Origin of the sequence: Pontibacter russatus, assembly GCF_009931655.1 — a bacterium.
Classification (GTDB): Bacteria; Bacteroidota; Bacteroidia; order Cytophagales; family Hymenobacteraceae; genus Pontibacter; species Pontibacter russatus.
This window is the reverse complement of the sequence record NZ_CP047984.1, coordinates 2,131,571-2,153,333: the sequence shown is the minus strand read 5'-3', so window position 1 is coordinate 2,153,333 and position 21,763 is coordinate 2,131,571. Positions and strand designations below refer to the sequence as shown.

The 21,763-nt window shown below is 56.5% G+C and carries 18 protein-coding genes; 6 read left to right on the top strand and 12 right to left on the bottom strand.

The genetic code is table 11. The features are described 5' to 3' along the window. Positions 1-35: 35 nt before the first annotated feature. The 6 genes from GSQ62_RS08580 to GSQ62_RS08555 form a co-directional block, all read right to left on the bottom strand. The gene (locus GSQ62_RS08580; RefSeq protein ID WP_161889124.1) at positions 36-542 is read right to left on the bottom strand and encodes an NADH-quinone oxidoreductase subunit C; all 507 of its coding nucleotides are present in this window, start codon (positions 540-542) and stop codon (positions 36-38) included. Between the two features lie 4 nt (positions 543-546). Next, complete coding sequence (locus GSQ62_RS08575; RefSeq protein WP_161889123.1) at positions 547-1,101, bottom strand: NADH-quinone oxidoreductase subunit B; 555 nt, start codon at positions 1,099-1,101, stop codon at positions 547-549. 81 nt (positions 1,102-1,182) lie between these two features. Then, positions 1,183-1,563, bottom strand: a complete 381-nt coding sequence (locus GSQ62_RS08570) for an NADH-quinone oxidoreductase subunit A (protein ID WP_161889122.1) — start codon at positions 1,561-1,563, stop codon at positions 1,183-1,185. Between the two features lie 196 nt (positions 1,564-1,759). Further along, positions 1,760-3,394, bottom strand: coding sequence for an L-glutamate gamma-semialdehyde dehydrogenase (gene pruA, locus GSQ62_RS08565; RefSeq protein WP_161889121.1), 1,635 nt, complete (start codon positions 3,392-3,394; stop codon positions 1,760-1,762). 313 nt (positions 3,395-3,707) lie between these two features. Next, complete coding sequence (locus GSQ62_RS08560) at positions 3,708-4,409, bottom strand: YjjG family noncanonical pyrimidine nucleotidase (protein ID WP_161889120.1); 702 nt, start codon at positions 4,407-4,409, stop codon at positions 3,708-3,710. 149 nt (positions 4,410-4,558) lie between these two features. Continuing rightward, positions 4,559-4,945: a metalloregulator ArsR/SmtB family transcription factor gene (locus GSQ62_RS08555; protein WP_161889119.1), complete on the bottom strand. Its 387-nt coding sequence runs from the start codon at positions 4,943-4,945 to the stop codon at positions 4,559-4,561. A gap of 73 nt (positions 4,946-5,018) precedes the next feature. Between GSQ62_RS08555 and GSQ62_RS08550 the strand changes: the two genes are divergently transcribed. Beyond that, positions 5,019-5,690 (top strand): carboxypeptidase-like regulatory domain-containing protein, encoded by a 672-nt coding sequence (locus tag GSQ62_RS08550; protein ID WP_237587091.1) that lies wholly within the window; start codon positions 5,019-5,021, stop codon positions 5,688-5,690. Between the two features lie 208 nt (positions 5,691-5,898). Then, positions 5,899-7,248, top strand: a complete 1,350-nt coding sequence (locus GSQ62_RS08545; RefSeq protein ID WP_161889118.1) for an NAD(P)/FAD-dependent oxidoreductase — start codon at positions 5,899-5,901, stop codon at positions 7,246-7,248. An 86-nt stretch (positions 7,249-7,334) separates the two neighbouring features. Here the strand turns inward: GSQ62_RS08545 and GSQ62_RS08540 are convergent, their stop codons facing one another. Together GSQ62_RS08540 and GSQ62_RS08535 are read right to left on the bottom strand one after the other, a co-directional pair. Next, positions 7,335-9,674 (bottom strand): M1 family metallopeptidase, encoded by a 2,340-nt coding sequence (locus GSQ62_RS08540; protein ID WP_161889117.1) that lies wholly within the window; start codon positions 9,672-9,674, stop codon positions 7,335-7,337. Between the two features lie 76 nt (positions 9,675-9,750). Next, positions 9,751-10,344 (bottom strand): HupE/UreJ family protein, encoded by a 594-nt coding sequence (locus GSQ62_RS08535; protein ID WP_161889116.1) that lies wholly within the window; start codon positions 10,342-10,344, stop codon positions 9,751-9,753. A gap of 540 nt (positions 10,345-10,884) precedes the next feature. Here GSQ62_RS08535 and GSQ62_RS08530 point away from each other — a divergent pair. Then, complete coding sequence (locus GSQ62_RS08530) at positions 10,885-12,123, top strand: lactonase family protein (RefSeq protein WP_161889115.1); 1,239 nt, start codon at positions 10,885-10,887, stop codon at positions 12,121-12,123. Positions 12,124-12,526: 403 nt separating this feature from the next. On the opposite strand, the gene clpB is transcribed toward GSQ62_RS08530, so the two are convergent. The 4 genes from clpB to GSQ62_RS08510 all read right to left on the bottom strand — a co-directional run bounded on the left by clpB (position 12,527) and on the right by GSQ62_RS08510 (position 17,370). Then, positions 12,527-15,148: an ATP-dependent chaperone ClpB gene (gene clpB, locus GSQ62_RS08525; protein WP_161889114.1), complete on the bottom strand. Its 2,622-nt coding sequence runs from the start codon at positions 15,146-15,148 to the stop codon at positions 12,527-12,529. Between the two features lie 205 nt (positions 15,149-15,353). Next, the gene (locus tag GSQ62_RS08520; RefSeq protein WP_161889113.1) at positions 15,354-15,728 is read right to left on the bottom strand and encodes a GxxExxY protein; all 375 of its coding nucleotides are present in this window, start codon (positions 15,726-15,728) and stop codon (positions 15,354-15,356) included. Between the two features lie 84 nt (positions 15,729-15,812). Further along, positions 15,813-16,496, bottom strand: coding sequence for a deoxyribonuclease V (gene nfi / locus GSQ62_RS08515; protein WP_161889112.1), 684 nt, complete (start codon positions 16,494-16,496; stop codon positions 15,813-15,815). A gap of 193 nt (positions 16,497-16,689) precedes the next feature. Beyond that, on the bottom strand, positions 16,690-17,370 hold the full coding sequence (locus GSQ62_RS08510) for a hypothetical protein (RefSeq protein WP_237587089.1): 681 nt from the start codon (positions 17,368-17,370) through the stop codon (positions 16,690-16,692). Positions 17,371-17,500: 130 nt separating this feature from the next. Here GSQ62_RS08510 and GSQ62_RS08505 point away from each other — a divergent pair, with 130 nt between their 5' ends. The 3 genes from GSQ62_RS08505 to GSQ62_RS08495 all read left to right on the top strand — a co-directional run bounded on the left by GSQ62_RS08505 (position 17,501) and on the right by GSQ62_RS08495 (position 21,624). After that, positions 17,501-18,184 (top strand): dienelactone hydrolase family protein, encoded by a 684-nt coding sequence (locus tag GSQ62_RS08505; protein WP_161889111.1) that lies wholly within the window; start codon positions 17,501-17,503, stop codon positions 18,182-18,184. A 281-nt stretch (positions 18,185-18,465) separates the two neighbouring features. Continuing rightward, positions 18,466-19,098, top strand: coding sequence for a phosphoribosyltransferase (locus tag GSQ62_RS08500; RefSeq protein ID WP_161889110.1), 633 nt, complete (start codon positions 18,466-18,468; stop codon positions 19,096-19,098). A gap of 297 nt (positions 19,099-19,395) precedes the next feature. Further along, complete coding sequence (locus GSQ62_RS08495) at positions 19,396-21,624, top strand: NADP-dependent isocitrate dehydrogenase (RefSeq protein ID WP_161889109.1); 2,229 nt, start codon at positions 19,396-19,398, stop codon at positions 21,622-21,624. The last annotated feature ends 139 nt before the right edge of the window (positions 21,625-21,763 follow it).

Sequence of the window (21,763 nt, the reverse complement as noted above, 5' to 3'; positions counted from 1 at the left end):
CGCCCGGTGTTCCGGGGCAGTCGCAGCGAAAGAGCTTATCGCCCGAAAAACGTGTCTATCTTGTCTTCCCGCGTCAGGTCCTCCAGCGGGTACTGCTTCAGCATCGGGTGGTACTCCATCTCCTCGATGTTCAGGATGCGGGTCAGGTTCGGGTGGCCCGTGAAGATGACGCCGTAGAAGTCGAACGTCTCGCGCTCCATCCAGTTGGCGGTTGCATATACACCCGTCAGCGTTGGCATCACGGGGTCGGCAATCGGGAAGAACACCTTGATGCGGAGGCGGTAATTATGGCGCAGGCTGTGCAACTGGTACATTACGCACAGCTCCTTGTCTTTCTGGTCGGGGTAGTGGATGCCGCACAGTGTGGTGAGGAAGCGGATTTGCAACTCCTCGTCGCTGTGCAGGTACTGGATCAGGTCGATGATCGTGTCCCGGTTGGTGGTGAACGTCATGATCCCGTCCGGGTTGTAGGCATCCTGGATGTTCTCTTCCCCAAACTTGCTGATGATCTTGCCGAGTACGTTTTCGTGCGTAAGCTCCATGTGCTTATTGAATATTGTAAGAGGCCAGAAGCGCCTGGTACTCCGGAGAGTTGCGGCGGCGCAGCGATTCGTTTGCCGCCAGGTCCTGCACCCGCATCAGACCGTCCAGGATCTGCTCGGGACGGGGAGGGCAACCGGGCACGTACACGTCCACGGGCACCACGCGGTCGATGCCCTGGAGCACAGAATACGTGTCGAAGATGCCGCCGGAGGAGGCGCAGGCCCCCACCGCTATGACCCAGCGCGGCTCCGCCATCTGCTCATATACCTGCTTCACCACAGGGCCCATTTTCTTGGCGATCGTGCCCATCACCATCAGGATATCCGCCTGGCGCGGGGAGAAACTGGGGCGCTCCGAACCGAAGCGCGAAATGTCGTAGTTGGAGCCCATGGTGGCCATATACTCGATGCCGCAGCAGGAGGTGGCGAAGGGCAGCGGCCACAGCGAATGCTTGCGGGCCAGGCCGATCACTTTCTCGAAAGAGGTGGCGAAGAAGCCGGCACCCGACACACCGTCCGGCGCGTCAACTAATTTAATATCGTTATTGGAGTTGCTCATTTGAAGGATAATTTAATCTCACAAGTACAGGCTTCAGTGCCCGGTGTTTTAACACCATCGCGCTTGTAAAAGTTTAATGTCCTATTCCCACTTCAGGACGCCTTTTTTGAGAACGTAGAAGAAGCCCGCCATCAGCAGCGACATAAACACGATCATCTGCAGGAACCCATCGAGGCCGAACTCCCGGAAGTTGACCGCCCAGGGGTAAAGGAAAATGATTTCCACATCGAAAAGTACAAACAGGATGGCGATCATGAAGTACTTGTAGGAGATAGGCGTGCGGGCATCGCCCACCGACTCGATGCCGCTTTCCCAGGCGGCGCCTTTAACGGCGCTGTTGCGCTTGGGGCCAAGCAGGTGCGTGAGCGTGAGCGCAAAAATCACAAAGCCAAGGGCGGCTGCAAACTGAATGAGAATGGGCAGGTAATCAGACGGTACATACTGATCCACAGTTGGTTCCATAATGCGGTAGTCCTTCTATAAATTGAGCAGCAAAATTAGGTATAAATAGCCAACAATCAAAAGCATATCTCTTTAGTAGGTTTAGCGAAAAAAGAAGGCGCCTACTTGTCTGAATCCTGATTCAGACGATATATAAACACAGTGGCCACGCACTTTTCAGAACATGGCCACTGTGTTTATATATAACATATATAGGCTATTTGTCCTCGCCCAGGAACGGATAGCGGTAATCGGTGGCGGGGTTTAGCGTTTCTTTGATAGAGCGTGCCGACACCCAGCGCAGCAGGTTCAGCATAGACCCGGCCTTGTCGTTGGTGCCGGAGGCGCGGGAGCCGCCGAACGGCTGCTGCCCCACCACCGCGCCGGTCGGCTTGTCGTTGATGTAGAAGTTGCCAGCCGCGTCGCTCAGTTTTTTGGTGGCGTACTCAATGGCATAACGGTCTTTGCTGAAGATGGCGCCGGTCAGGGCATAGGGCGAGGTGGCGTTTACCAGTTCCAGGGTGTCCTCCCAGTTGTTCTCGTCATATACATAGATCGTTATCACGGGCCCGAAAATCTCCTCGCACATGGTCACGTACTGCGGGTTGTGCGCCAGCAAGACGGTCGGCTCGATGAAGTACCCTTTCGATTTGTCGTAACTGCCGCCCGCGATCACCTCCACCTCGTTGCTCTCCTTCGCATTGTCTATATACCGGGCAATCTTATCGAAAGACTTCTCGTCGATCACGGCGTTAATGAAGTTGAAGAAATCCTCCGGCGGCCCGATTTTAAAAGATTTCACATCGGCAATCACAAAGTCTTTCACCTCCTCCCAGAGGTTGCTGGGTATATAGGCGCGCGAGGCAGCGGAGCACTTCTGGCCCTGGTACTCGAACGCGCCGCGCGTGATGGCCGTGGCCACCTGCTTTGCCTCTGCGGAGCGGTGCGCCACGATAAAATCCTTGCCACCGGTTTCGCCCACAATGCGCGGATAAGTTTTGTACTTGTGGATGTTGTTGCCGATGGTCTTCCAGATGTTCTGGAACACGCCGGTGCTGCCCGTGAAGTGGATGCCCGCGAAATCAGCGTGGTTAAAGATCACCTCGCCCGCCACCGGTCCGTCCACATAGATCAAATTGATCACGCCGTCCGGAAGACCCGCCTCCTGCAACAGGTCCATGATCATGTGCGCGGCATATACCTGGGTGTGCGCGGGCTTCCATACCACCACGTTGCCCATCAGGGCCACGGAGGCAGGCAGGTTACCGGCGATGGCCGTGAAGTTGAAGGGCGTGAGCGCGAACACGAAGCCCTCCAGGGGGCGGTGCTCCATGCGGTTCCAGACGCCCGGCGACGACTCCGGCTGCATGCGGTATATATCGGTGGCGTACTGCACGTTGAAGCGCAGGAAGTCGATGAGCTCGCAGGCAGAGTCGATCTCGGCCTGGTAGGCGTTTTTGGACTGGCCCAGCATGGTGGCGGCGTTCAGGCGCGCGCGCCACGGCCCGGCCAGCAGCTCGGCCGCCTTGAGGAAAATGCTGGCGCGGTGCTCCCACGCCATGTTCGCCCACATCTCGCGGGCGGCAAGCGCCGCGTTGATGGCCTGTTCCACGTGGGACGCGTCGCCTTCGCTGAAATGGCCCAGTAGGTGCTGGTGGTCGTGGGGCTGCACCATGGGCCTTTTGTTGTCGGTATACACCCGGTCGCCGCCAATGTACATCGGCACGTCCAGTTGCTTCGACTTCAGTTCTTTATAGGTGCGCTGCAGTTCCTCCTTTTCGGGGGAGCCGGGCGCATATGATTTTACTGGTTCGTTTACGGGAGTGGGTACTTTAAAAAATCCGGTTGCCATGCGTTTATATTTTTTGGTGATGTATATATATGCTACTGCGGAAGGTGCTGCACAGCAGCGCCCTCGCGGCGCAAAGGTACGGCTTTTTCACCGGAAAGCCGTATGGGCGCCACCATCCCGCCTCCTCCGGGCACCCAAAACGGCAGACGTGGGCGCCGTCTGTCAAAGAACGCGTGCAGCCATATATGGCCAGTGCAGCTTTCCTTTATTCAGGTCGGTTTAACCCCGGTTTGAAGGCCGGATGCAACGATAGGGGAGCCTTGCGGGTCCTGTACAAAAACAGCAACAGGCAGAAGGCATATATGACCTTTGCTTACAAAAAAAGTTTCAGCTCGCTCAGGCAGCTGATCTCGTGGGTGGGTCGGGGGCTGCGCTTCCGGGTGATGCCCTCCGGGTTGAAGAAAACCTGGTCTATGCCGGCGGCGCGGGCGCCTTCAATGTCGCATTCGTAGTTATCACCCACCATCAGGCACTCCTCCGGCGCCACCCCGATGCGCCCCAGCAGGTGCTCAAACATGCGGCGATCCGGCTTTTTGTAGCCGCAGCACTCCGAAGTCACAATCTCCCGGAAGTAGGGGTGCAGGTTGGAGGAGGTCATTTTTATATGCTGCACTTCCTTAAACCCGTTGGTGATGATGTGCAGGCCGTATCTGGGCTGCAGGTACTCCAGCACCTCGTAAGCGTAAGGGAACACGGCGGTCTTGGTGGGGCACAGGGTGATATAGGCCTCGGCCAAGCCTTCCGGCACCTCATGCGGCTCCAGCCCCAGCCCCGTCAGGGTTTTCACGAAGCGGCTGTCGCGCAGCTCCGCCTGCTTGATGCGGCCTTTGTTGTACAGGTCCCAGAGGCGCGCGTTCACGAACTTGTACTTGCGGTAAAACGAGTCGCAGTCGAACTTGCCGAAGCTGCCGAGCGCAAACTGGTCGTACAGGGCATTTAGCGTTTCCTCGGAGTTTTTCTCAAAATCCCAGAGGGTGTGGTCGAGGTCGAAGAGGATGTGGGTGTATGTTTTCATGCGGAAATGCCGGCCTAAGCGTAGTTAAAACGCGCCAGGGGAACGGATGTTTTGAGAATTTCCTTATTTAGGCGTCGGGCGCAGCGGCGGCGCCCCCGGACCGGGACAATATAATCCGGATTTACGGGTTATGTGGGGGCAGGCGAAAGCTAGTGCGCGGTCCAGCGGCGCGTCTGCAGCTTGTTCACGGCCAGCTCGCGGTTGGAGAACAGGATCTGGTATGCCTCAATGTCTTTCCGCAGCGCCGCGTCGCGCTCCATATAGGAGAAAATCTGGTTGATGAAGTCCGTGGCTTCTTCTTTTACCGTGTAAAACACCCACTGGTCCATCTTGCGCGTCGACACGATGCTGGCGTTGCGCAGGTAAGAGAGGTGGCGCGAGGTTTTGGTCTGGGTGAACTCGAGCACCTGCTCCAGGTCCGACGTACACATCTCCTTGCTGTGCAGGAGCAGGTGGAGGATGCGGAGGCGTGATTCGTCGGCGAGGGCCTTCAGGACCTGCTCACCAAAAGACAGACTGAAATGCTTGAGTCTCATAATAGGTCGGGCGCAGAACAAAATTAGGTAAAAGCAGCTATAATAAAAGATAAATATAGTATAATTGTATCAGATGAAGCTTACCGAACACCCGTTTCTTTTTGAAGCGATGCCTCTCAAAAGGCTCCTGCTGCCACTGCTGGGCCTGCTGCTTTTCCTTTGCACCCCGGAGCAGGCGGCGGCGCAGCGGAAGGCGCGGGTGGTGCAGCTCTCGGGCTTCGTGGCCACCGGCGACAGCCTGTACGGGGTAACGGGCGTGAGCATCTTCGTGCCGGGCACCAGCCGGGGCACCCAGTCCAACGAGTACGGCTTCTTCTCGGTGCCAGTGCTGGCTGGCGACAGCGTGCTCTTCAGCGCCATCGGCTTTAAGCGGCAGTACCTCAAAATTCCCAAAAACTACAGCAGCGAAAGCTACTCCATCATCATGCAGCTGCAGGAAGACCCCACCGAACTGCCGACGGTGGACGTGTTTCCGTGGGCGACGGAGCGCGAGTTGCGGGAGGCGGTGGCCAACGTGAAGCTGCCTGACGAGGGCCGGGCCATCGCCATGCGCAACCTCGACCCCGAACGGCTGGAGGAACTCTTCAAAACAACCCCCATGGACGGCGCGGGCAACTTCCGGTACGGCATGGAGCAACAGCGGCAACTGCAGCAGAACCGCTATATGATTCAGACAGGCATCAGCCCTTTCGCCATCCCGGCGCTCATCAAGTCCATCATCAACGGCGACTTTAAGAAACAGTAGCCTTTCCGGCCTTCGTGTGTTTCGGGCGAAGGCCATTTGGCTGGCGCAGGTTGTGGCTTGTGCCTATACTTGTACCTATATAGGCATGCCGGAAACTAAGCGGTGCAGGTTTCGTTATTTCCAATGGTAGTCCTATATATATACCCGGGTTGGCCACAGGCAAGCCGGGCAAGGGGCTGCGGTTAAAATCACCCTAAAGAAGAAACCTATGCTCGAAACCGACCTACTCTCCCTGAACATTCCCGCTACCACCAAACCCCGCGTCGTGATTATCGGAGGGGGCTTTGGGGGCATTAACCTGGCCAAGAAGCTGGATAACAAAAGGTTTCAGGTGGTGATGTTCGACAGGCAGAACTACCACGGGTTCTGGCCGCTGCTGTACCAGGTGGCCACGGCCGGGCTGGAGCCCGACTCCATCGCGGAGCCCCTGCGCAAAATGTTCGGCAGCGACGACTACACGGATTTCCACTTCCGGCTGGTGAAGGTGACGGGCATCAACCCCGAGTCCAAAACCGTGTCGACGCTGATCGGCGACCTGCCCTACGACTACCTGGTGGTGGCCACCGGCACCAAGTCCAATTACTTCGGGAACGACCAGATCAAGAAATACTCCTTCCCGCTCAAGCAGATCCCTGACGCCCTGAACCTGCGCAGCCAGCTCTTGCAGTCGTTCGAGCAGGCCAGCATGACGAAGAACGAGGAGATCAGGCAGAGCCTGCTGAACATCGTGATTGTGGGCGGTGGGCCGACAGGCGTGGAACTGGCGGGGGCGCTGGCCGAGATGAAGCGGTATATCCTGCCCTCGGACTATCCCGGCCTGGATTTCAGCCAGATGAACATCTACCTGGTGGAGGGCCTCGACCGCGTGCTGCCCCCCATGTCGCCGGAGGCCAGCGCCAAAACGAAGCAGTACCTCGAGGAGATGGGCATCATCATTAAGCTGAACACGCTCGTGGAGTCGTATGACGGCAGTGTGGCCACTTTTAAGGGGGGGGAGCAGATACGGACGCACACGCTGGTATGGGCTGCCGGCGTGGCGGGCGCGCTGGTAGATGGCCTCCCGGCGGAGGCGGTGGAGCGGGGGCGCATCCGCGTGAACCAGTTTAACCAGGTGCTGGGCTTCAGCGACATCTTTGCCATCGGCGACATCGCCTTCATGAGAACCGAAGAGTACCCGAAGGGCCATCCGGGCGTGGCGCAGCCTGCCATTCAGCAGGGCGCATTGCTGGCCAAAAATCTGACCCGGATCATCCGGAACGAGCCGCTGGAGCCGTTCAAATACCACGACAAGGGCTCGCTGGCTATTATCGGGCGAAGCCGCGCCGTGGCCGATTTGCCGAAGAACCGCCATATAAGCGGCTTCCTTGCCTGGATGATCTGGCTGTTCGTGCACATCATGTACCTTGTCGGCTTCCGTAACAAGCTGGTGGTGCTCAGCAACTGGGTGTACCGCCTCTTCACCTACGAGCACGGCACCCGCCTCATCATCCGGCCGTTCGTCCGGAAAGGAGACCACGCCCGGCGCAGGTTCTTCGAACAGTACAACACGGATGTGTAAGGCTTTAATCAGCGATAGGGTCCATATATAAATCGCGCCTTCAGACCATGGTCTGAAGGCGCGATTTATATATGGCTGCCGTTGATTTACTGCGCCGAAGAGCCATTGCCATTACCGCCGCCGGTGCGGGTAGTGCTGCGCTGCTGCTGCATCGGGTTGGGCTGTTGCTGCCGCTGCTGCTGGTACAGTTCGAAACGCGACGGGGCCAGCTGGCGCGGGAAGCTGTTGTCCGACAGGTCGGTGTCGGCGGTCTGCAGGTACGGGTCCAGTGTAAAGCTCACCACCGGCTTCTCCGTCACGAACACCTTCGTGATCTCGTTGTTGTCGTAGCGCCATATCTCCGCCGGGATGTTCACCACTTTCTCAGATCCGTCCTCGTACGTCATCTTCACCACGAGCGGCATCACCAGCCCCCCTTCGTTCCGGAAGCCCACCTCGTAAAAGTTGAGGCCCGAGTCCAGCGCCTTCTTCTGCTCCGGTGTCAGGTTTTTCATGAAAGTCTGGTAGCGCTTCTGGTCAGCGGCCGTGGTGGCCAGCGGGTCGTAGGTGTTGTAGAAATCCTTCAGCTCCGGCTTTTTCTCCACCAGTGTCTTGGGGATGTCCTGCAGGTTGCGCTGCTCCGAGAGCGTCTTTGGTTCGCTGTTCAGCTGCTCGCGGCGCTGGGCGTTCACCAACTCCGGGTTCTGTGCGTCGATGGTGTACCATTTCACGTCGGTCAGGGCGATGTCGGTGTGGTCGGTGGTGTAGAACCAGCCCCTCCAGAACCAGTCCAGGTCCACGCCCGAGGCGTCCTCCATCGTGCGGAAAAAGTCGGCGGGCATCGGGTGCTTGAAGGCCCAGCGGTTGGCGTACTCCTTAAAGGCGTAGTCGAACAGCTCGCGGCCCATCACAGTTTCGCGCAGGATGTTGAGGGCCGTGGCAGGCTTGCCGTAGGCGTTGTTGCCAAACTGCAGCACCGACTCAGAGTTCGTCATGATGGGGACCTGCGTGTTTTTGGCGCTCTTCATATACTCCACAATGTCCTGCGGCTCGCCGCGCCGCGAGGGGTAGCCGCGCTCCCACTCCTGCTCCGACAGGTACTGCATGAAAGTGTTCAGGCCCTCGTCCATCCACGTCCACTGGCGCTCGTCCGAGTTCACGATCATCGGGAAGAAGTTGTGGCCCACTTCGTGGATGATCACGGAGATAAGACCGTACTTGGTGCGGTCAGCGTAGGTGCCGTCTTCCTCGGGGCGGTAGCCGTTGAAGGAAATCATCGGGTACTCCATGCCGCCCACCGGGCCGTGTACCGATATGGCCACGGGGTAGGGGTAGTCGATGGTGCGCTTGGAGTAGGTGCGGAGGGTGTGGGCCACAGCCTCGGTAGAGTACTGGCCCCAGAGCGGGTTCCCCTCTTTCGGGTAATACGACATGGCCAGCACGTTTTCGCCGCCCACATTCACGTTCATCGCATCCCATATAAACTTGCGGGAGCTCGCCCAGGCAAAGTCGCGCACGTTCTCGGCCTCAAACACCCACGTTTTCTTAGCTGTGGCTTTGTTCTGCTCGGCCCTGGTGGCTTCCTCCTGCGTCACGATCAGCACGGGGTCGTCGCTTTTGGCGGCCTCGGCCCAGCGCTTCTGCTGCGTGGCGGTCAGCACCTGGCTGGCGTTCTGCAGCTCGCCGGTACCCGCCACAATGTGGTCGGCCGGCACCGTGATGCTGACCTTGTAATCGCCGAAAGGAAGGGCAAACTCACCCCGGCCCAGGAACTGCTTGTGCTGCCAGCCGTTCACGTCGTCGTACACGGCCATGCGCGGGAACCACTGCGCTATCTCGTAGAGGTAGTTGTCGTCTTTGGGGAAATACTCGTAGCCCGAGCGGCCGCCCAGCGTCTTCTGGTTGTTGATGTTGTTCTTCCAGTCCACGTTGAAGGTGACGCTCTGGTTCGGCTTCAGCGGCGCGGGCAGGTCAATGCGCATCATGGTGTTGTTGATGGTGTGCTTCAGGGCCTTGCCGTTGCGGTCCGTTACCTTGCTTATCTTAAAGCCGCCGTCAAACTCCTCGCGCGTGAGGTACTCCACCGCCTGCAGCGTCATCTTGTCCTCCAGCTCGGCTGTCTCCGTCAGGTTGGTCATGGAATTGGGCTCGAAGATATTCTGGTCCAGCTGCACCCACAGGTAGCGCAGCACGTCGGGCGAGTTGTTGGTGTAGGTCACGGTCTCGGAGCCGGTCAGCGTCTGGTTCTTGTCGTCCAGCTCTACCTTGATGTTATAGTCGGCGCGCTGCTGCCAGTACTGGTGGCCGGGCGCGCCGGAGGCGGTGCGGTAGGTGTTCGGGGTGGGGAGTTCCTGCCCCAGCTGGGCGAATTTCGTGTCCTGCGCCAGCGCCGTCAGCGGCCCCGCCGCCAGGCACATCAGCGCCAACCCTGCTAAAAGGTTTCTCATGGATGTCGGGTAAAGTAGTAAGGTTATATAGTAAGGGGTTCGTTCAGGCATAAAGTTCAAATATAGGAATTTGGATCTAAAAGATGTTTGTTTCCAGCATCAAAACCAGGGCAATGCCCGCCGCCGCGCTCGACAGCACCATAATCCAGTCGCGCTTCTTGGCATGAAACACATTTAAGATAACAGCCCCGGCCAGCAGCAGGATGGCCACAATCAGCAGTTGCCCCAGCTCGATGCCGATGTTGAAGGCCAGCAGTTGCTGCCATATACTGCCGTTGCGCCCCAGCATCGCCTTCAGGAAGTTGGAGAAGCCCATGCCGTGGATCAGCCCAAAAAACAGCGCCATCAGGTTATGCAGCGACAGGATGGTATTTTGCTTGCCCGCCGCGCCCTTCAGTTTGAAGAAGTTGGTGATGCAGGTGAGCAGGATGGTGACCGGGATCAGGAACTCAATCAGGGCTGTGTCGAATTGGATGATGTTGAAGGTGGCGAGCGCCAGCGTGACGGAGTGGCCGATGGTGAAGGAGGTGACCAGGGCAATGACTTTGCGCCAGTCGCTGAGCGTGTAGATGGCGCTCAGGGCCAGCAGGAACAGCATGTGGTCGTAGGCGTTGAGATCGAAGATATGGTGAAAGCCCAGTTGTATATAGGTCGAGAAAACGGAGGACACAGGTTAGCTAAAGTAAGGGTGACGGCGTACGAGCAGGCAAATTAAGCCTTTGCCCACACACTTGCAACAGCCCCGCAAATCCGGAACTCAATCCTTTCAAGTAATGCTGACCGCACCTCAATCTGAAGCCTTTCCTCCCAAATAGGCTGTTTCCGATGCTTTAGGAGGACTAACTTCAGCTCTTAAATTGAGCCTATTGAAATTTTTTCGGGCAGTATGAAGCCATATATGGTAAGTTAATGCTATGCCCTCGCCCTGAGAGCACCAAAACCAGCTATGGAATTTAGAAGTAGCAGGGTCCGCAGGGATGAACAGCTATTCTCAGCGCAGGCACTGTCTACTACGGAAACCCGAAATTCACGTGTTGGGCAGCCATATATGATATGGCCCTCTGAGGAAATACGGGCAGGATTTGATAACAATACAGCTTTATTTCTTACTTTGAGTACAATTTGATAGAAGCAGCGCAGAGAGCATCAAACCTATATATAGCCTGCCGCCCTGAATGTCCTCCTATATATAAACCACCAAAACAAGAACATGAAGCATCCCCGCAACCCTACCCGGCACAACATTGTAAAAGCAGCAACGGCAGGCGTGCTGATTTTATCGCTGGCGCTGTCGGCCTGTAACTCCAATACTCCGGATACGGCCGCCTCGGAAGAAACGGCCGCCGAAACCGAGACACTAAACGAAGCGACAGCCATGGTATATATAGGCACCTACGCCGATGCTGGCAAGGAGAGCATCTTTTTGTATAAGCTGAACCCCGAAAGCGGGGAGCTGACCCGCGTGAGCGGCTTCAAGGCCGGGGCCAACCCCTCGTTCCTGACCCTGGATGCGCAGCGCAAACACTTGTATGCCGTGAACGAAACCGGCGACTACCAGGGGCAAAAGAGCGGAGCGGTCAGCGCTTTCTCCGTCGACCAGCAAACCGGAGACCTGACACTGCTGAACCAGGTGGCCTCCAAGGGGGGAGCGCCCTGTTATATATCCCTGGGCGAAGGCGGCAAAACGGCGCTGGTGGCCAACTACTCGGGCGGCAACGTGGCCGCATTCCCCATCCAGGATAACGGACAACTGGCCGGGGCCGCTGATGTGGAGCAGCACAAAGGCACTGGCCCTAACAAAGACCGGCAGGAGGCCCCCCACGCCCACTATATCGCCCCAAGCCTGGACAACAAATATGTCTATTCTGTTGATTTAGGGATTGACAAGATTTTAGGTTACCGCCTCGACTCCGGCAGCGGCACCCTGACGCCCACGGAACCTGCCGTGGCTTTTGCCGCCGCACCCGCCGCGGGGCCGCGCCAGATGGCGTTTCACCCGGACGGGAAATATGCCTACGTGATAAACGAACTCAACTCCACCATGACGGCCCTTGCCTACGACGGTAACAACGGCACGTTCGCTGAGGTGCAGACGCTGCCCACCATCCCTTCAGATTACGGGAAAGACAATTTCCCTGCCGCTGTCCGGGTATCGCCGGACGGGAAGTTCCTGTATGGCTCCAACCGCGGGCACAACAGCATTGTGGTCTACGGCCTCGACGAAAATACAGGCAAAATGACGTACGTGGAGAACGTGCCCACCGGCGGCGACTGGCCCCGCGACATGACCATTGACCTGACCGGGAATGTGCTGCTGGTGGCCAACGAGCGCTCCAACAGCATCACTTCGTTTAAAATAGACAAAGCAACCGGCAAGCTGACCGCCACAGGCCACGAGGCGCAGGTAAGCAAGCCCGTGTGCGTGCAGGTGGTGCCAGACTTTCAGTAGTCAGAAATCAGGGGATATATAAGCGAAGCGTCGGCCGGGGTGGCTGGCGCTTTTTTGTTTGAGAGGCAGGGGATAAGTGAACCGGCTGCATTAGTTCGGAGCAGTACCGCTCATCGCCGGAAATATCCTGTCGGCGGTGAAGATTCTGGAATCAGCGCGGAAGTGGAAAAGAGTTGTGTTTGGGAAGCAGATGTTTCTGCTAAAAAGATCTTGCAGCGTGCGCGCGTCCGGCGTATATATAGCCTTAGCCTCTGACGCAGACAGACACTCGCGGGACCTTCGGACACCGCGAGATCTTCTGAAAACGTGTGGTCTGAATGGCCACCAGCCAAATATGCTCTAAAACAAAAAGGCCACCCAAGCGGGCGGCCTTTTTACAACTAAACTTCAAACCTTATACTGCTTATTCGCCTGTAGGGATTTCCACATCCACGTTCACGAACCTGATTCTGCCGTCTTCCAGGGTGGCTTCCACCACCGAATCCTTGCTGATCTTGCCGGAAAGGATGTCCTTCGACAGCTCGTTCAGGATCTGGCGCTGCAGCACACGCTTCAGCGGACGGGCACCGAACTGCGGGTCGAAGCCCTGCTCGCCCAGGTAATCCAGCACCTCGTCGGTGGCTATCAGCTGTATACCACTTTCTTCCAGCCTGTCCTGAATGTGGCCGAACTGGATATCTACAATCTTGCGGATGTCGCCACGGCTCAGCGGACGGAACATCACCAGCTCGTCAATTCGGTTCAGGAACTCCGGCCTTACCGACTTCTTCAGCAGGTCGAACACCTCGTCCTTGGTGCGCTCGATCACCTCCTCGTGGTTAAACTCATCCATCGTCTCAAAATTGCTCTGGATGATGTGCGAGCCGATGTTCGAGGTCATGATGATGATGGTGTTCTTGAAGTTCACCACACGGCCTTTGCTGTCTGTGAGGCGGCCGTCGTCGAGCACCTGCAGCAGGATGTTGAACACGTCCGGGTGCGCCTTCTCAATCTCGTCGAGCAGCACCACCGAGTACGGCTTGCGGCGGATCGCCTCCGTTAACTGGCCCCCTTCGTCGTAGCCTATATATCCCGGAGGCGCGCCAATCAGGCGGCTCACGGCATGACGCTCCTGGTACTCACTCATATCGATGCGCACCATCGCGTTGTCGTCGTTGAAGAGGTACTCGGCCAGCGCCTTGGCAAGCTCTGTTTTACCCACACCGGTGGTGCCCAGGAAGATGAACGAGCCGATCGGGCGACGCGGGTCCTGCATGCCGGCCCGGCTGCGGCGCACGGCATCCGAGATGGCCCCGATGGCCTCCTCCTGGCCGGCCACGCGTTTGCCCAGTTCCTGCTCCAGGTGCAGGAGTTTCTCACGGTCGCTCTGCAGCATCTTGCTGACCGGGATGCCTGTCCATTTGGCCACCACCTCGGCAATATCCTCGGCGTTCACCTCTTCTTTCAGCATCGGGTTTTCGCCCTGCATCTCATGTACCTGATCCTGCAACTGCTTTAGCCTGGCTTCGGCCTCCTGAATTTTGCCGTAGCGCAGCTCGGCTACGCGGCCATAGTCGCCGGAGCGCTCTGCCTGCTCGGCCTCCAGTTTGTACTGCTCAATGTTCTCTTTCTCGTGCTGCAGCCCTTCGATGAGCTGCTTCTCGTTCTGCCATTTGGCTTTCAGGTCATCGCGCTTGCCACTCAGGTCGGCTATTTCTTTGGAGAGCACTGTTTCCTTGTCCTTGTCATTTTCACGGCGGATGGCTTCCCGCTCAATCTCCAGCTGCATGATGCGGCGCTGCAATTCGTCCAGTTCCACTGGCAAAGAGTCGATCTCGATGCGGAGTTTGGCAGCCGCCTCGTCCATCAGGTCAATTGCCTTGTCTGGCAGGAAGCGGTCTGTTATATAGCGGTTCGAGAGTTCCACGGAAGCGATAATTGCATCGTCTTTGATGCGCACCCCGTGATGCAGCTCGTATTTGTCTTTGATACCGCGCAAAATAGAGATGGCATCCGGCACGCTCGGCTCGTCCACCATCACCGCCTGGAAGCGCCGCTCCAGCGCCTTGTCTTTCTCGATATACTTCTGATACTCTTTCAGCGTGGTCGCACCAATTGCATGGAGTTCACCGCGCGCCAGGGCCGGTTTCAGCAGGTTGGCCGCATCCATGGCGCTCTCGCCACCGGCACCCGCGCCAATCAGGGTATGAATCTCGTCGATGAAAAGCACGATTTCGCCCTCTGCGTCAATCACTTCTTTGATTACCGCTTTCAGGCGCTCCTCAAACTCACCCTTGTATTTGGCACCTGCTACCAGCAGGCCCATGTCCAGGCTCATTAGCGTCTTCGACTTCAGGTTCTCGGGCACGTCGCCGGCCACAATGCGCTGCGCCAGGCCTTCCACAATGGCGGTTTTACCCACGCCGGGCTCACCCAGCAGCACCGGGTTGTTCTTGGTGCGGCGGCTCAGAATCTGCAGCACGCGGCGAATCTCCTCATCACGGCCAATCACCGGGTCAATTTTACCGGCACGCGCCAGCTCGTTCAGGTCTTTGGCGTAGCGCTTCAGCGAGTTGTACTTGGCCTCGGCGTTCTGGTCGGTTACTTTGGCGCCGCCGCGTAACTCTTTGATGGCTTTCTTAAGGTCTTTCTCGTTGAAGCCTACGTCCTTCATCAGGCCAGCCACTTTGTCGCGGCCAGCCAGCAGGCCCAGCAGCATGTGCTCGATGGCGACATATTCATCGCCAAACTCTTTCAAATAGGAGGTGGCTTTCTGCAGCGCTGCATTGGCGTCATTGGCTAAATAGGGGCCGCCTCCGCCCGTTACTTTCGGGTAACCGGCCACAATTTCGTCCAGCTTGCTGTTGAGGATGTTGCCGTTGATGTTCAGTTTCTGCAGCAGGAAGGTCGTGACGTTCTCGTCTGTCTGGAGAATCGCCTTCAATATGTGCCCGGTCTCGATAGCCTGCTGCTGGTTGCCGCCCGCTATCTCGGTGGCCTTCTGGATGGCCTCCTGCGCTTTGATGGTATAGTTGTTAAAGTTCATATCCTTGTTTGTTTCCTTTGGTTTTACTTACAATCGCTATACAATCAATTTACGCACCAGTGGTACTTTTGGGTGGTTTGTATGTAATTATGTCATGCTGAAGAATGGTAAATGTGGAGGTTTGAGACAAATTGTCTGAATCAGGATTTACAGCATTTGGAAGGAAGTGCAGGATTTTCCAGGGGTGTAAAATTCAAGGATGAAGTTAATTTGTAGCTATTGTTGAACATTTTTTATAATGGAGGCTGAGGGCGCCGAAGTTGATCAGCAGACCTAATGGAAAATTATAAGCTACTGTATAATTCTTGGCCTGCGCCAGGCGTATGTCTTCCAGGTTCACTAACGCTTTTAACTCTACCACAATGCTGTTCTCAATTACAAAGTCTGCTCGTCTGCCCCCAACTCCAGCTCCGTCATAATAGATAACCTGCTCTTTCTCCTGCTCAAAGCCTAGCCCTTCCTTTTCAAGTTCGATAGCCAAGCATCGCTGATATGTTACCTCCTGGAATCCGCTCCCCAAAGTATTATGCACGTTCATCGCACATCCTATAATCTTATAAGTTACGTCGTCTAAATGCATTACTGTATTATTTGAACTACCCTCTCATCCTAAAAATTTAAAAATAAAATCCTGTCCATCCTTCCCAATCCTGTAAATCCTGATTCAGACTTCCCGCTTATACACTGCCGCATAATGGTCAGCCAGGCGGGTTGGCTCGGGTAGCTTGTGCTTGATGGCGCAGGCCAAGGCAATGTCGGTGGCAGATTCCAGGTCCATCAGGTGGCCGGGCGACACAAACACGGGTTTCACGTTGTCTTTGGTGCGGAGCACGTTGGCGATGTGCTCGTCTTTATATATAAGCGGGGAGACAGCGCCTTTGGTGGCGGCGGGCTCGGTGTATTTCCCCACCAGCACCTTTTTGGCCACGCCGATGGTGGGTTTGTTCAGGTGCAGGCCCAGGTGCGTGGCAATACCCAGGCGGCGCGGGTGCGAGATGCCGTGCCCGTCTACCATAATCAGGTCTGGCTTCTGCTGCAACTTCTCGAAGGCTTTCAGCAGGTTGGGAGCCTCGCGGAAGGCCAGGAAACCAGGTATATACGGCAACTCCACCGGCCCCCGGTGCCACACTTTCTCCACCACTTCCAGGCTTGGGTAGGTCAGCAGCACAAATACGGAGAGGATGGTGTCTTCCCCGATAAAGGAGGAGTCGCAGCCGGCAATGAGCTTCAGGTCGAAGTCGGGTTTCTGGAGGATGATGCGCTCCTGCATCTGCCGTTGCTGCGCTGTGAGCGCCTGCAGCACCTTTGGGTCGGGCGGAGGCGTATCAAAATTTCTATAGTAAGCCATCTTTTTTAATTACGAATTACGAGTTCCGAATGGTATATGATGGGGTGATATAGGGCTGATTGATATATGATAACAGGGTGTCAACACCGCCTTCTTATTCAGCTATTCAAAATTCAGTTATTCAAAATTAAAATTCACTCATTCACTCAATCACTCATTCAAAATTCACTCAACCACTCATTCAAAGTTAAAATCAAGCGCTGCAGGGGTATATGAGCTTCGCGAAAAGGAGCCGCCACTGCTGGTCTATATAGCCGAAATGGAATTCGAAGGATGTGTTGGTGTGCAGCACCGAGCGCCGGACCAGCGGAAGCATGGCCTCTATTTGCCTAATTTGGGACGGAGAGAGGTTGGCGTAGTTCCAGTAGCCGCTTTTCTGGAACTTGCCGGGCTTCCAGACAAAGCAGCCGTCTTTGCTGTATCCGGTTTCTCCTGCCTCATAATCCATAGCAGCGCAGTCGAATGTCGGGAAGGGTTCCTCCGATAGCTCGCACGCCTTCACCTCTTCTGCAACCGTAAAAAATGAGCGGTCCTGGTATTCGCGCTTAAACGCACTAATATCGGTCACATGCGTCATTTTGGGCAGCGCCCCCGGCTGCTCTATCATCCAGACGCCCAGTTCCGGGTGAATGAACCGGTTCAGCGCGGCGGTGTCCGCCGCCTGCAGGGCCGTGAAAAACTGTTCGAAAGCATCCCGGAAAACTGTGGTGTCCTTTCGCGCCGTTTCCTCCTGCAAGGCCTCTAAAGAGTCGGTTCCGCTGCTGTTTAAGTCGGTGCCGCTATTGCCGGCTTCCTGCTTGTCGGAGGTACAGGCGCTGCCAAGCACACAGAGCAGCAGCAGGAGGAGGTGGGAGAGGTGGCGTGGCATGGGCATATATAGATGGCTACAGGGAATACGGGGTAAACCATGGCCGGAGTTGCCGCTCCTGAACTTTGGAAAGGAGAGGTCGTAATTTATAAAGACAAGCTGCATGGAACGCAGCTACCCCAACTATATATGAGCTATGGCAAACTACAAATTCTACGACAGTGTGCGGATTGATGTACAGGGAGTGTCGCTGCTGGGCGACCTCGCCGTGCCGGAGAAGGCGAAAGGCCTGGTGGTTTTCGCACACGGCAGCGGCAGCAGCCGCCTCAGCAAACGGAACCGCTTCGTGGCCGAGCACCTGCAGCGCTCGGGCTTCGCCACGCTGCTCTTCGACCTGCTGACGGAGGAAGAGGACCGCGACACTCAAAACCGCTTCGACATCCCCAAACTCACCCAGCGCCTGATTGAAACCACCTACTGGGTACAGCAAGACCTGAGGACGCAGGACCTGAACATCGGCTTTTTCGGGGCCAGCACCGGGGCGGCCGCCGCTATCGGAGCCGCCGCTGCCGAAGGGCCTGATATTATCAAGGCTGTCGTCAGTCGCGGGGGCCGCCCCGACCTGGCCGACGCCGTGCTGCCCGACCTGCTGGTGCCCACGCTGCTGATCGTGGGCGGCAAAGACGAAAGCGTGCTGGAGATGAACATACAGGCCCAGAACCAGATGCAGTGCATCAAAGACGTGGAGATTGTGCCGGACGCCACGCACCTGTTCGAGGAGCCCGGCGCCCTGGAGATGGCGGCGCAACTGGCCACCGACTGGTTCCGGAAATACCTGGAGCCCGGCAAGCAGCAGCCCCTGCACCAGAACCGGCCGTAGGGGTAATTTGGGATGAGTGATTGAGCGAATGAGTGATTGAGTGAATTTGGAATGAATGATTGGGCGAATTTGGAGAGAATGCTCGAAGGAGAATTCATGCTGCACACCTGCTCCATTTTATAGAATAAATAAATTTATATATATCCTCTGTTTTGTGACTTAGCAGCAGGATTCCTTTAGCAAGACAGCCGGTGTGTATATTCAATTATTCAAAAGTCTGTTATTCAAAATTGAAAATTCACTCAATCACTTATTCAAAATTAAGAAAGCAGGAGGGAACGATGAGCTATAACTTTATCCGAAACAGGGAGACTGCCGCCCGGCTGCTGGCGGAGCGGCTGGAAAAGTACCGGGGTCAGCAGGGCGTCGTGCTGGCCATTCCGCGTGGCGGCGTGCCTGTGGCGGCGCCCATTGCCAGGCACCTGGGTATGCCGCTGGAGGTAACGCTGTCCAAAAAGATAGGCCACCCCGCCAATCCTGAGTTCGCCATCGGCTCCGTCAGCCTCGACTCGGTGCAGGTAGACACGCGCGCAGACGTGCCGCAGGCATATATAGCCGCGGAGGTGGAGCGCATACGGGAGGGCCTGCGGCAGAAGTACAGCTTATATATGGGCAACCGGAAGCATGTGCCCCTGCACGACCGGGTGGCGATTCTGGTGGACGATGGCATAGCCACCGGCAAAACCCTGTTGGCCACCATCGACCTGGTGAAGAAAGAGCAGCCCCGCAAAATCGTGGTGGCCGTGCCCGTGGCGTCTCCTTCGGCCTATGAGACTGTCAGCAGCCTGGTGGATGAGGTGGTGTGCCTGCTGGTGCCCATTAGTTTTCAGGCGGTGGGGCAGTTTTACGAGGAGTTTTCGCAGGTAAGCGACGAACAGGTGATCGAACTGCTGCAGGAGCAGAAGGAAAACTGATCTACCCTCCTTTGGCAGGAGTTCGCCCCGCGCAACCGCAACCAAATCTCTATATGCCTGCAGTAGGTTAACCCGCACTTCGTGCCGTGCGGCGCCTATGTGGTTTTCCCAATTGGCGGGAAAGCCGCACGCATACCTGACCTATATCAAAAAGTCTGTTATATTTGCTTCGGAACGGATTGCCCAGCCAGATGCCTTCAGAGGCAGGGCCGTATGGCGGCAAGCCGGAGCTATATATGGATTATAACCAGAATACAGCCCTTCGTTGGGTAATATAAATTAAACAAACAGAACAAGATGACGACAAAAACAGCTAAAATTGTTTACACCATAACGGATGAAGCGCCGGCGCTGGCGACCTACTCCTTGTTGCCGATTGTGAAAACCTTCACCAAGGCCGCTGGCGTTGATGTAGAGACCAGGGACATCTCCCTTGCCGGGCGTATTCTGGCTGCCTTTCCTGAGCGGCTGTCCGAGGACCAGAAACAAAGCGACGAGCTTGCCTATCTGGGCGAGCTGGCCAAAACGCCGGAGGCCAACATCATCAAACTGCCCAACATCAGTGCCTCCATCCCGCAGTTGACGGCGGCTATCAAAGAGCTGCAGGCGCAGGGATATGACATTCCCGATTATCCGGCGGAGCCAAAGAACGACGATGAGAAAGACGCCAAGGCGCGCTATGCCAAAATCCTGGGAAGCGCCGTGAACCCGGTGCTGCGCGAAGGCAACTCCGACCGCCGCGTGGCAGACGCCGTGAAGCAGTACGCCAAAAAGAACCCGCACTCCATGGGCGCCTGGACCTCTGACTCAAAATCGCACGTGGCCCATATGAGCGAAGGCGACTTTTACGGCAGCGAGAAATCGGTGGTGGTGGAGAAGGCTGGCGACGTGAAGATTGAGTTTGTGGGCGCTGACGGAAAAACAAAGACGCTGAAGGAAAAGACAACGCTATCGGAAGGCGAAGTGATTGACGCGGCCGTGATGAGCCGCAAGGCCCTGCGCTCGTTTCTGGAGAAGGAGATAGCCGATGCCAAGGACAAGGACGTGCTGCTGTCGCTGCACCTGAAAGCGACCATGATGAAAGTGTCGGACCCGATTATGTTCGGACATGCCGTTACCGTTTTCTTCAAGGATGTGTTCGACAAGCACGCCAGTACTTTTAAGGAAATAGGCGTAGACCCTAAAAACGGTCTGGGCGATGTTTTCAATAAAATCCAGAAGCTGCCGGAAGACAAGCGGGCAGCGATAGAGGCCGATATCAAAGCCGCTTACGAGAAGGGCCCGGCCCTGGCGATGGTGAACTCCGACAAAGGCATCACCAACCTGCACGTGCCGAGCGACGTGATCATCGATGCCTCCATGCCGGCCGCTATCCGCTCGTCCGGTAAAATGTGGGGGCCGGACGGCAAACTGCACGATACCAAAGCCATTATCCCGGACCGCAGCTACGCCGGTATATATGAAGAGGTGATCAGGTTCCACAAAGAGAACGGCGCTTTTGACGTCACGACTATGGGAACGGTGCCTAATATTGGTTTGATGGCGCAGAAGGCGGAGGAGTACGGTTCGCACGACAAGACGTTTGAGATGACGGAGAATGGCACCGTGCGGGTGGTGGATGCGGCGGGCAACACCCTGCTGGAGCAGAAAGTGGAGGAAGGGGATATCTTCCGGATGACGCAGACCAAAGACCTCCCGATCCAGGACTGGGTGAAACTGGCTGTCACCAGGGCCCGCATTACCAACACGCCCGCCATTTTCTGGCTGGACCCGCAAAGAGCGCACGACGCCAACCTGATCAAGAAAGTAGAGCGCTACCTCAAAGACCACAACACCAACGGGCTGGATATCCAGATCATGTCTCCGGTGGAGGCAATGCGCTATACGCTGAAGCGCGCCAAGGAAGGCAAGGACACCATATCAGTGACCGGAAACGTGCTGCGCGACTACCTGACCGACTTGTTCCCGATCCTGGAGTTGGGCACAAGCGCCAAAATGCTGTCCATCGTTCCGTTGCTGGACGGCGGCGGATTGTTTGAGACGGGGGCCGGTGGCTCCGCGCCGAAGCACGTGCAGCAGTTCACAGAAGAAAACTACCTGCGCTGGGATTCGCTGGGTGAGTTCCTGGCATTGGCGGTTTCGCTGGAAGATCTGGCCTTCAAGACCAAGAACGAAAAGGCGCAGGTGCTGGCCGATGCGCTGAACAAGGCAAACGCGGAGTTCCTGGAGAAAGACAAGTCGCCGGCGCGCAAGGTGGGCGAAATCGACAACCGGGGAAGTCACTTCTACCTGGCGCTCTATTGGGCACAGGCGCTGGCTGAGCAGTCCGAAGACCAGGAACTGAAGGAACGTTTCTCTAAACTGGCGAAAGCGCTGTCGGAAAACGAAGGCAGGATTGTGGATGAGCTGATTTCGGCCCAGGGCAAGCCCGTGGACATCGGCGGCTACTACCATCCGGATACCGAAAAAACAGAAAAGGCCATGCGCCCCAGCGAAACGCTGAACCGCCTCCTGGCTGATTTCTAAGAGAAAGCTGTTTATATATAAAAAGGCTGCCTAAGTGATTGGGCAGCCTTTTTTTGCTTAACAGTGAGATTTTAAACTTGCGGCATGGAAGGGCGAATCTGCTGTTTTTATATATGCATTGATATATGTAGAGACGCAA

Excerpts from the sequence above, each read along its gene's own strand:
- nfi (WP_161889112.1), bottom strand. The coding sequence starts at position 16,496 with ATGGCTTACTATAGAAATTTTGATACGCCTCCGCCCGACCCAAAGGTG.
- GSQ62_RS08550 (WP_237587091.1), top strand. The coding sequence starts at position 5,019 with ATGAAGCTTACCGAACACCCGTTTCTTTTTGAAGCGATGCCTCTCAAA.
- GSQ62_RS08545 (WP_161889118.1), top strand. The coding sequence starts at position 5,899 with ATGCTCGAAACCGACCTACTCTCCCTGAACATTCCCGCTACCACCAAA.
- GSQ62_RS08570 (WP_161889122.1), bottom strand. The coding sequence starts at position 1,563 with ATGGAACCAACTGTGGATCAGTATGTACCGTCTGATTACCTGCCCATT.
- clpB (WP_161889114.1), bottom strand. The coding sequence starts at position 15,148 with ATGAACTTTAACAACTATACCATCAAAGCGCAGGAGGCCATCCAGAAG.
- GSQ62_RS08520 (WP_161889113.1), bottom strand. The coding sequence starts at position 15,728 with ATGCATTTAGACGACGTAACTTATAAGATTATAGGATGTGCGATGAAC.
- GSQ62_RS08500 (WP_161889110.1), top strand. The coding sequence starts at position 18,466 with ATGAGCTATAACTTTATCCGAAACAGGGAGACTGCCGCCCGGCTGCTG.
- GSQ62_RS08575 (WP_161889123.1), bottom strand. The coding sequence starts at position 1,101 with ATGAGCAACTCCAATAACGATATTAAATTAGTTGACGCGCCGGACGGT.
- GSQ62_RS08530 (WP_161889115.1), top strand. The coding sequence starts at position 10,885 with ATGAAGCATCCCCGCAACCCTACCCGGCACAACATTGTAAAAGCAGCA.
- GSQ62_RS08555 (WP_161889119.1), bottom strand. The coding sequence starts at position 4,945 with ATGAGACTCAAGCATTTCAGTCTGTCTTTTGGTGAGCAGGTCCTGAAG.
- GSQ62_RS08560 (WP_161889120.1), bottom strand. The coding sequence starts at position 4,409 with ATGAAAACATACACCCACATCCTCTTCGACCTCGACCACACCCTCTGG.
- GSQ62_RS08505 (WP_161889111.1), top strand. The coding sequence starts at position 17,501 with ATGGCAAACTACAAATTCTACGACAGTGTGCGGATTGATGTACAGGGA.
- GSQ62_RS08495 (WP_161889109.1), top strand. The coding sequence starts at position 19,396 with ATGACGACAAAAACAGCTAAAATTGTTTACACCATAACGGATGAAGCG.
- GSQ62_RS08580 (WP_161889124.1), bottom strand. The coding sequence starts at position 542 with ATGGAGCTTACGCACGAAAACGTACTCGGCAAGATCATCAGCAAGTTT.
- pruA (WP_161889121.1), bottom strand. The coding sequence starts at position 3,394 with ATGGCAACCGGATTTTTTAAAGTACCCACTCCCGTAAACGAACCAGTA.
- GSQ62_RS08510 (WP_237587089.1), bottom strand. The coding sequence starts at position 17,370 with ATGCCCATGCCACGCCACCTCTCCCACCTCCTCCTGCTGCTGCTCTGT.
- GSQ62_RS08540 (WP_161889117.1), bottom strand. The coding sequence starts at position 9,674 with ATGAGAAACCTTTTAGCAGGGTTGGCGCTGATGTGCCTGGCGGCGGGG.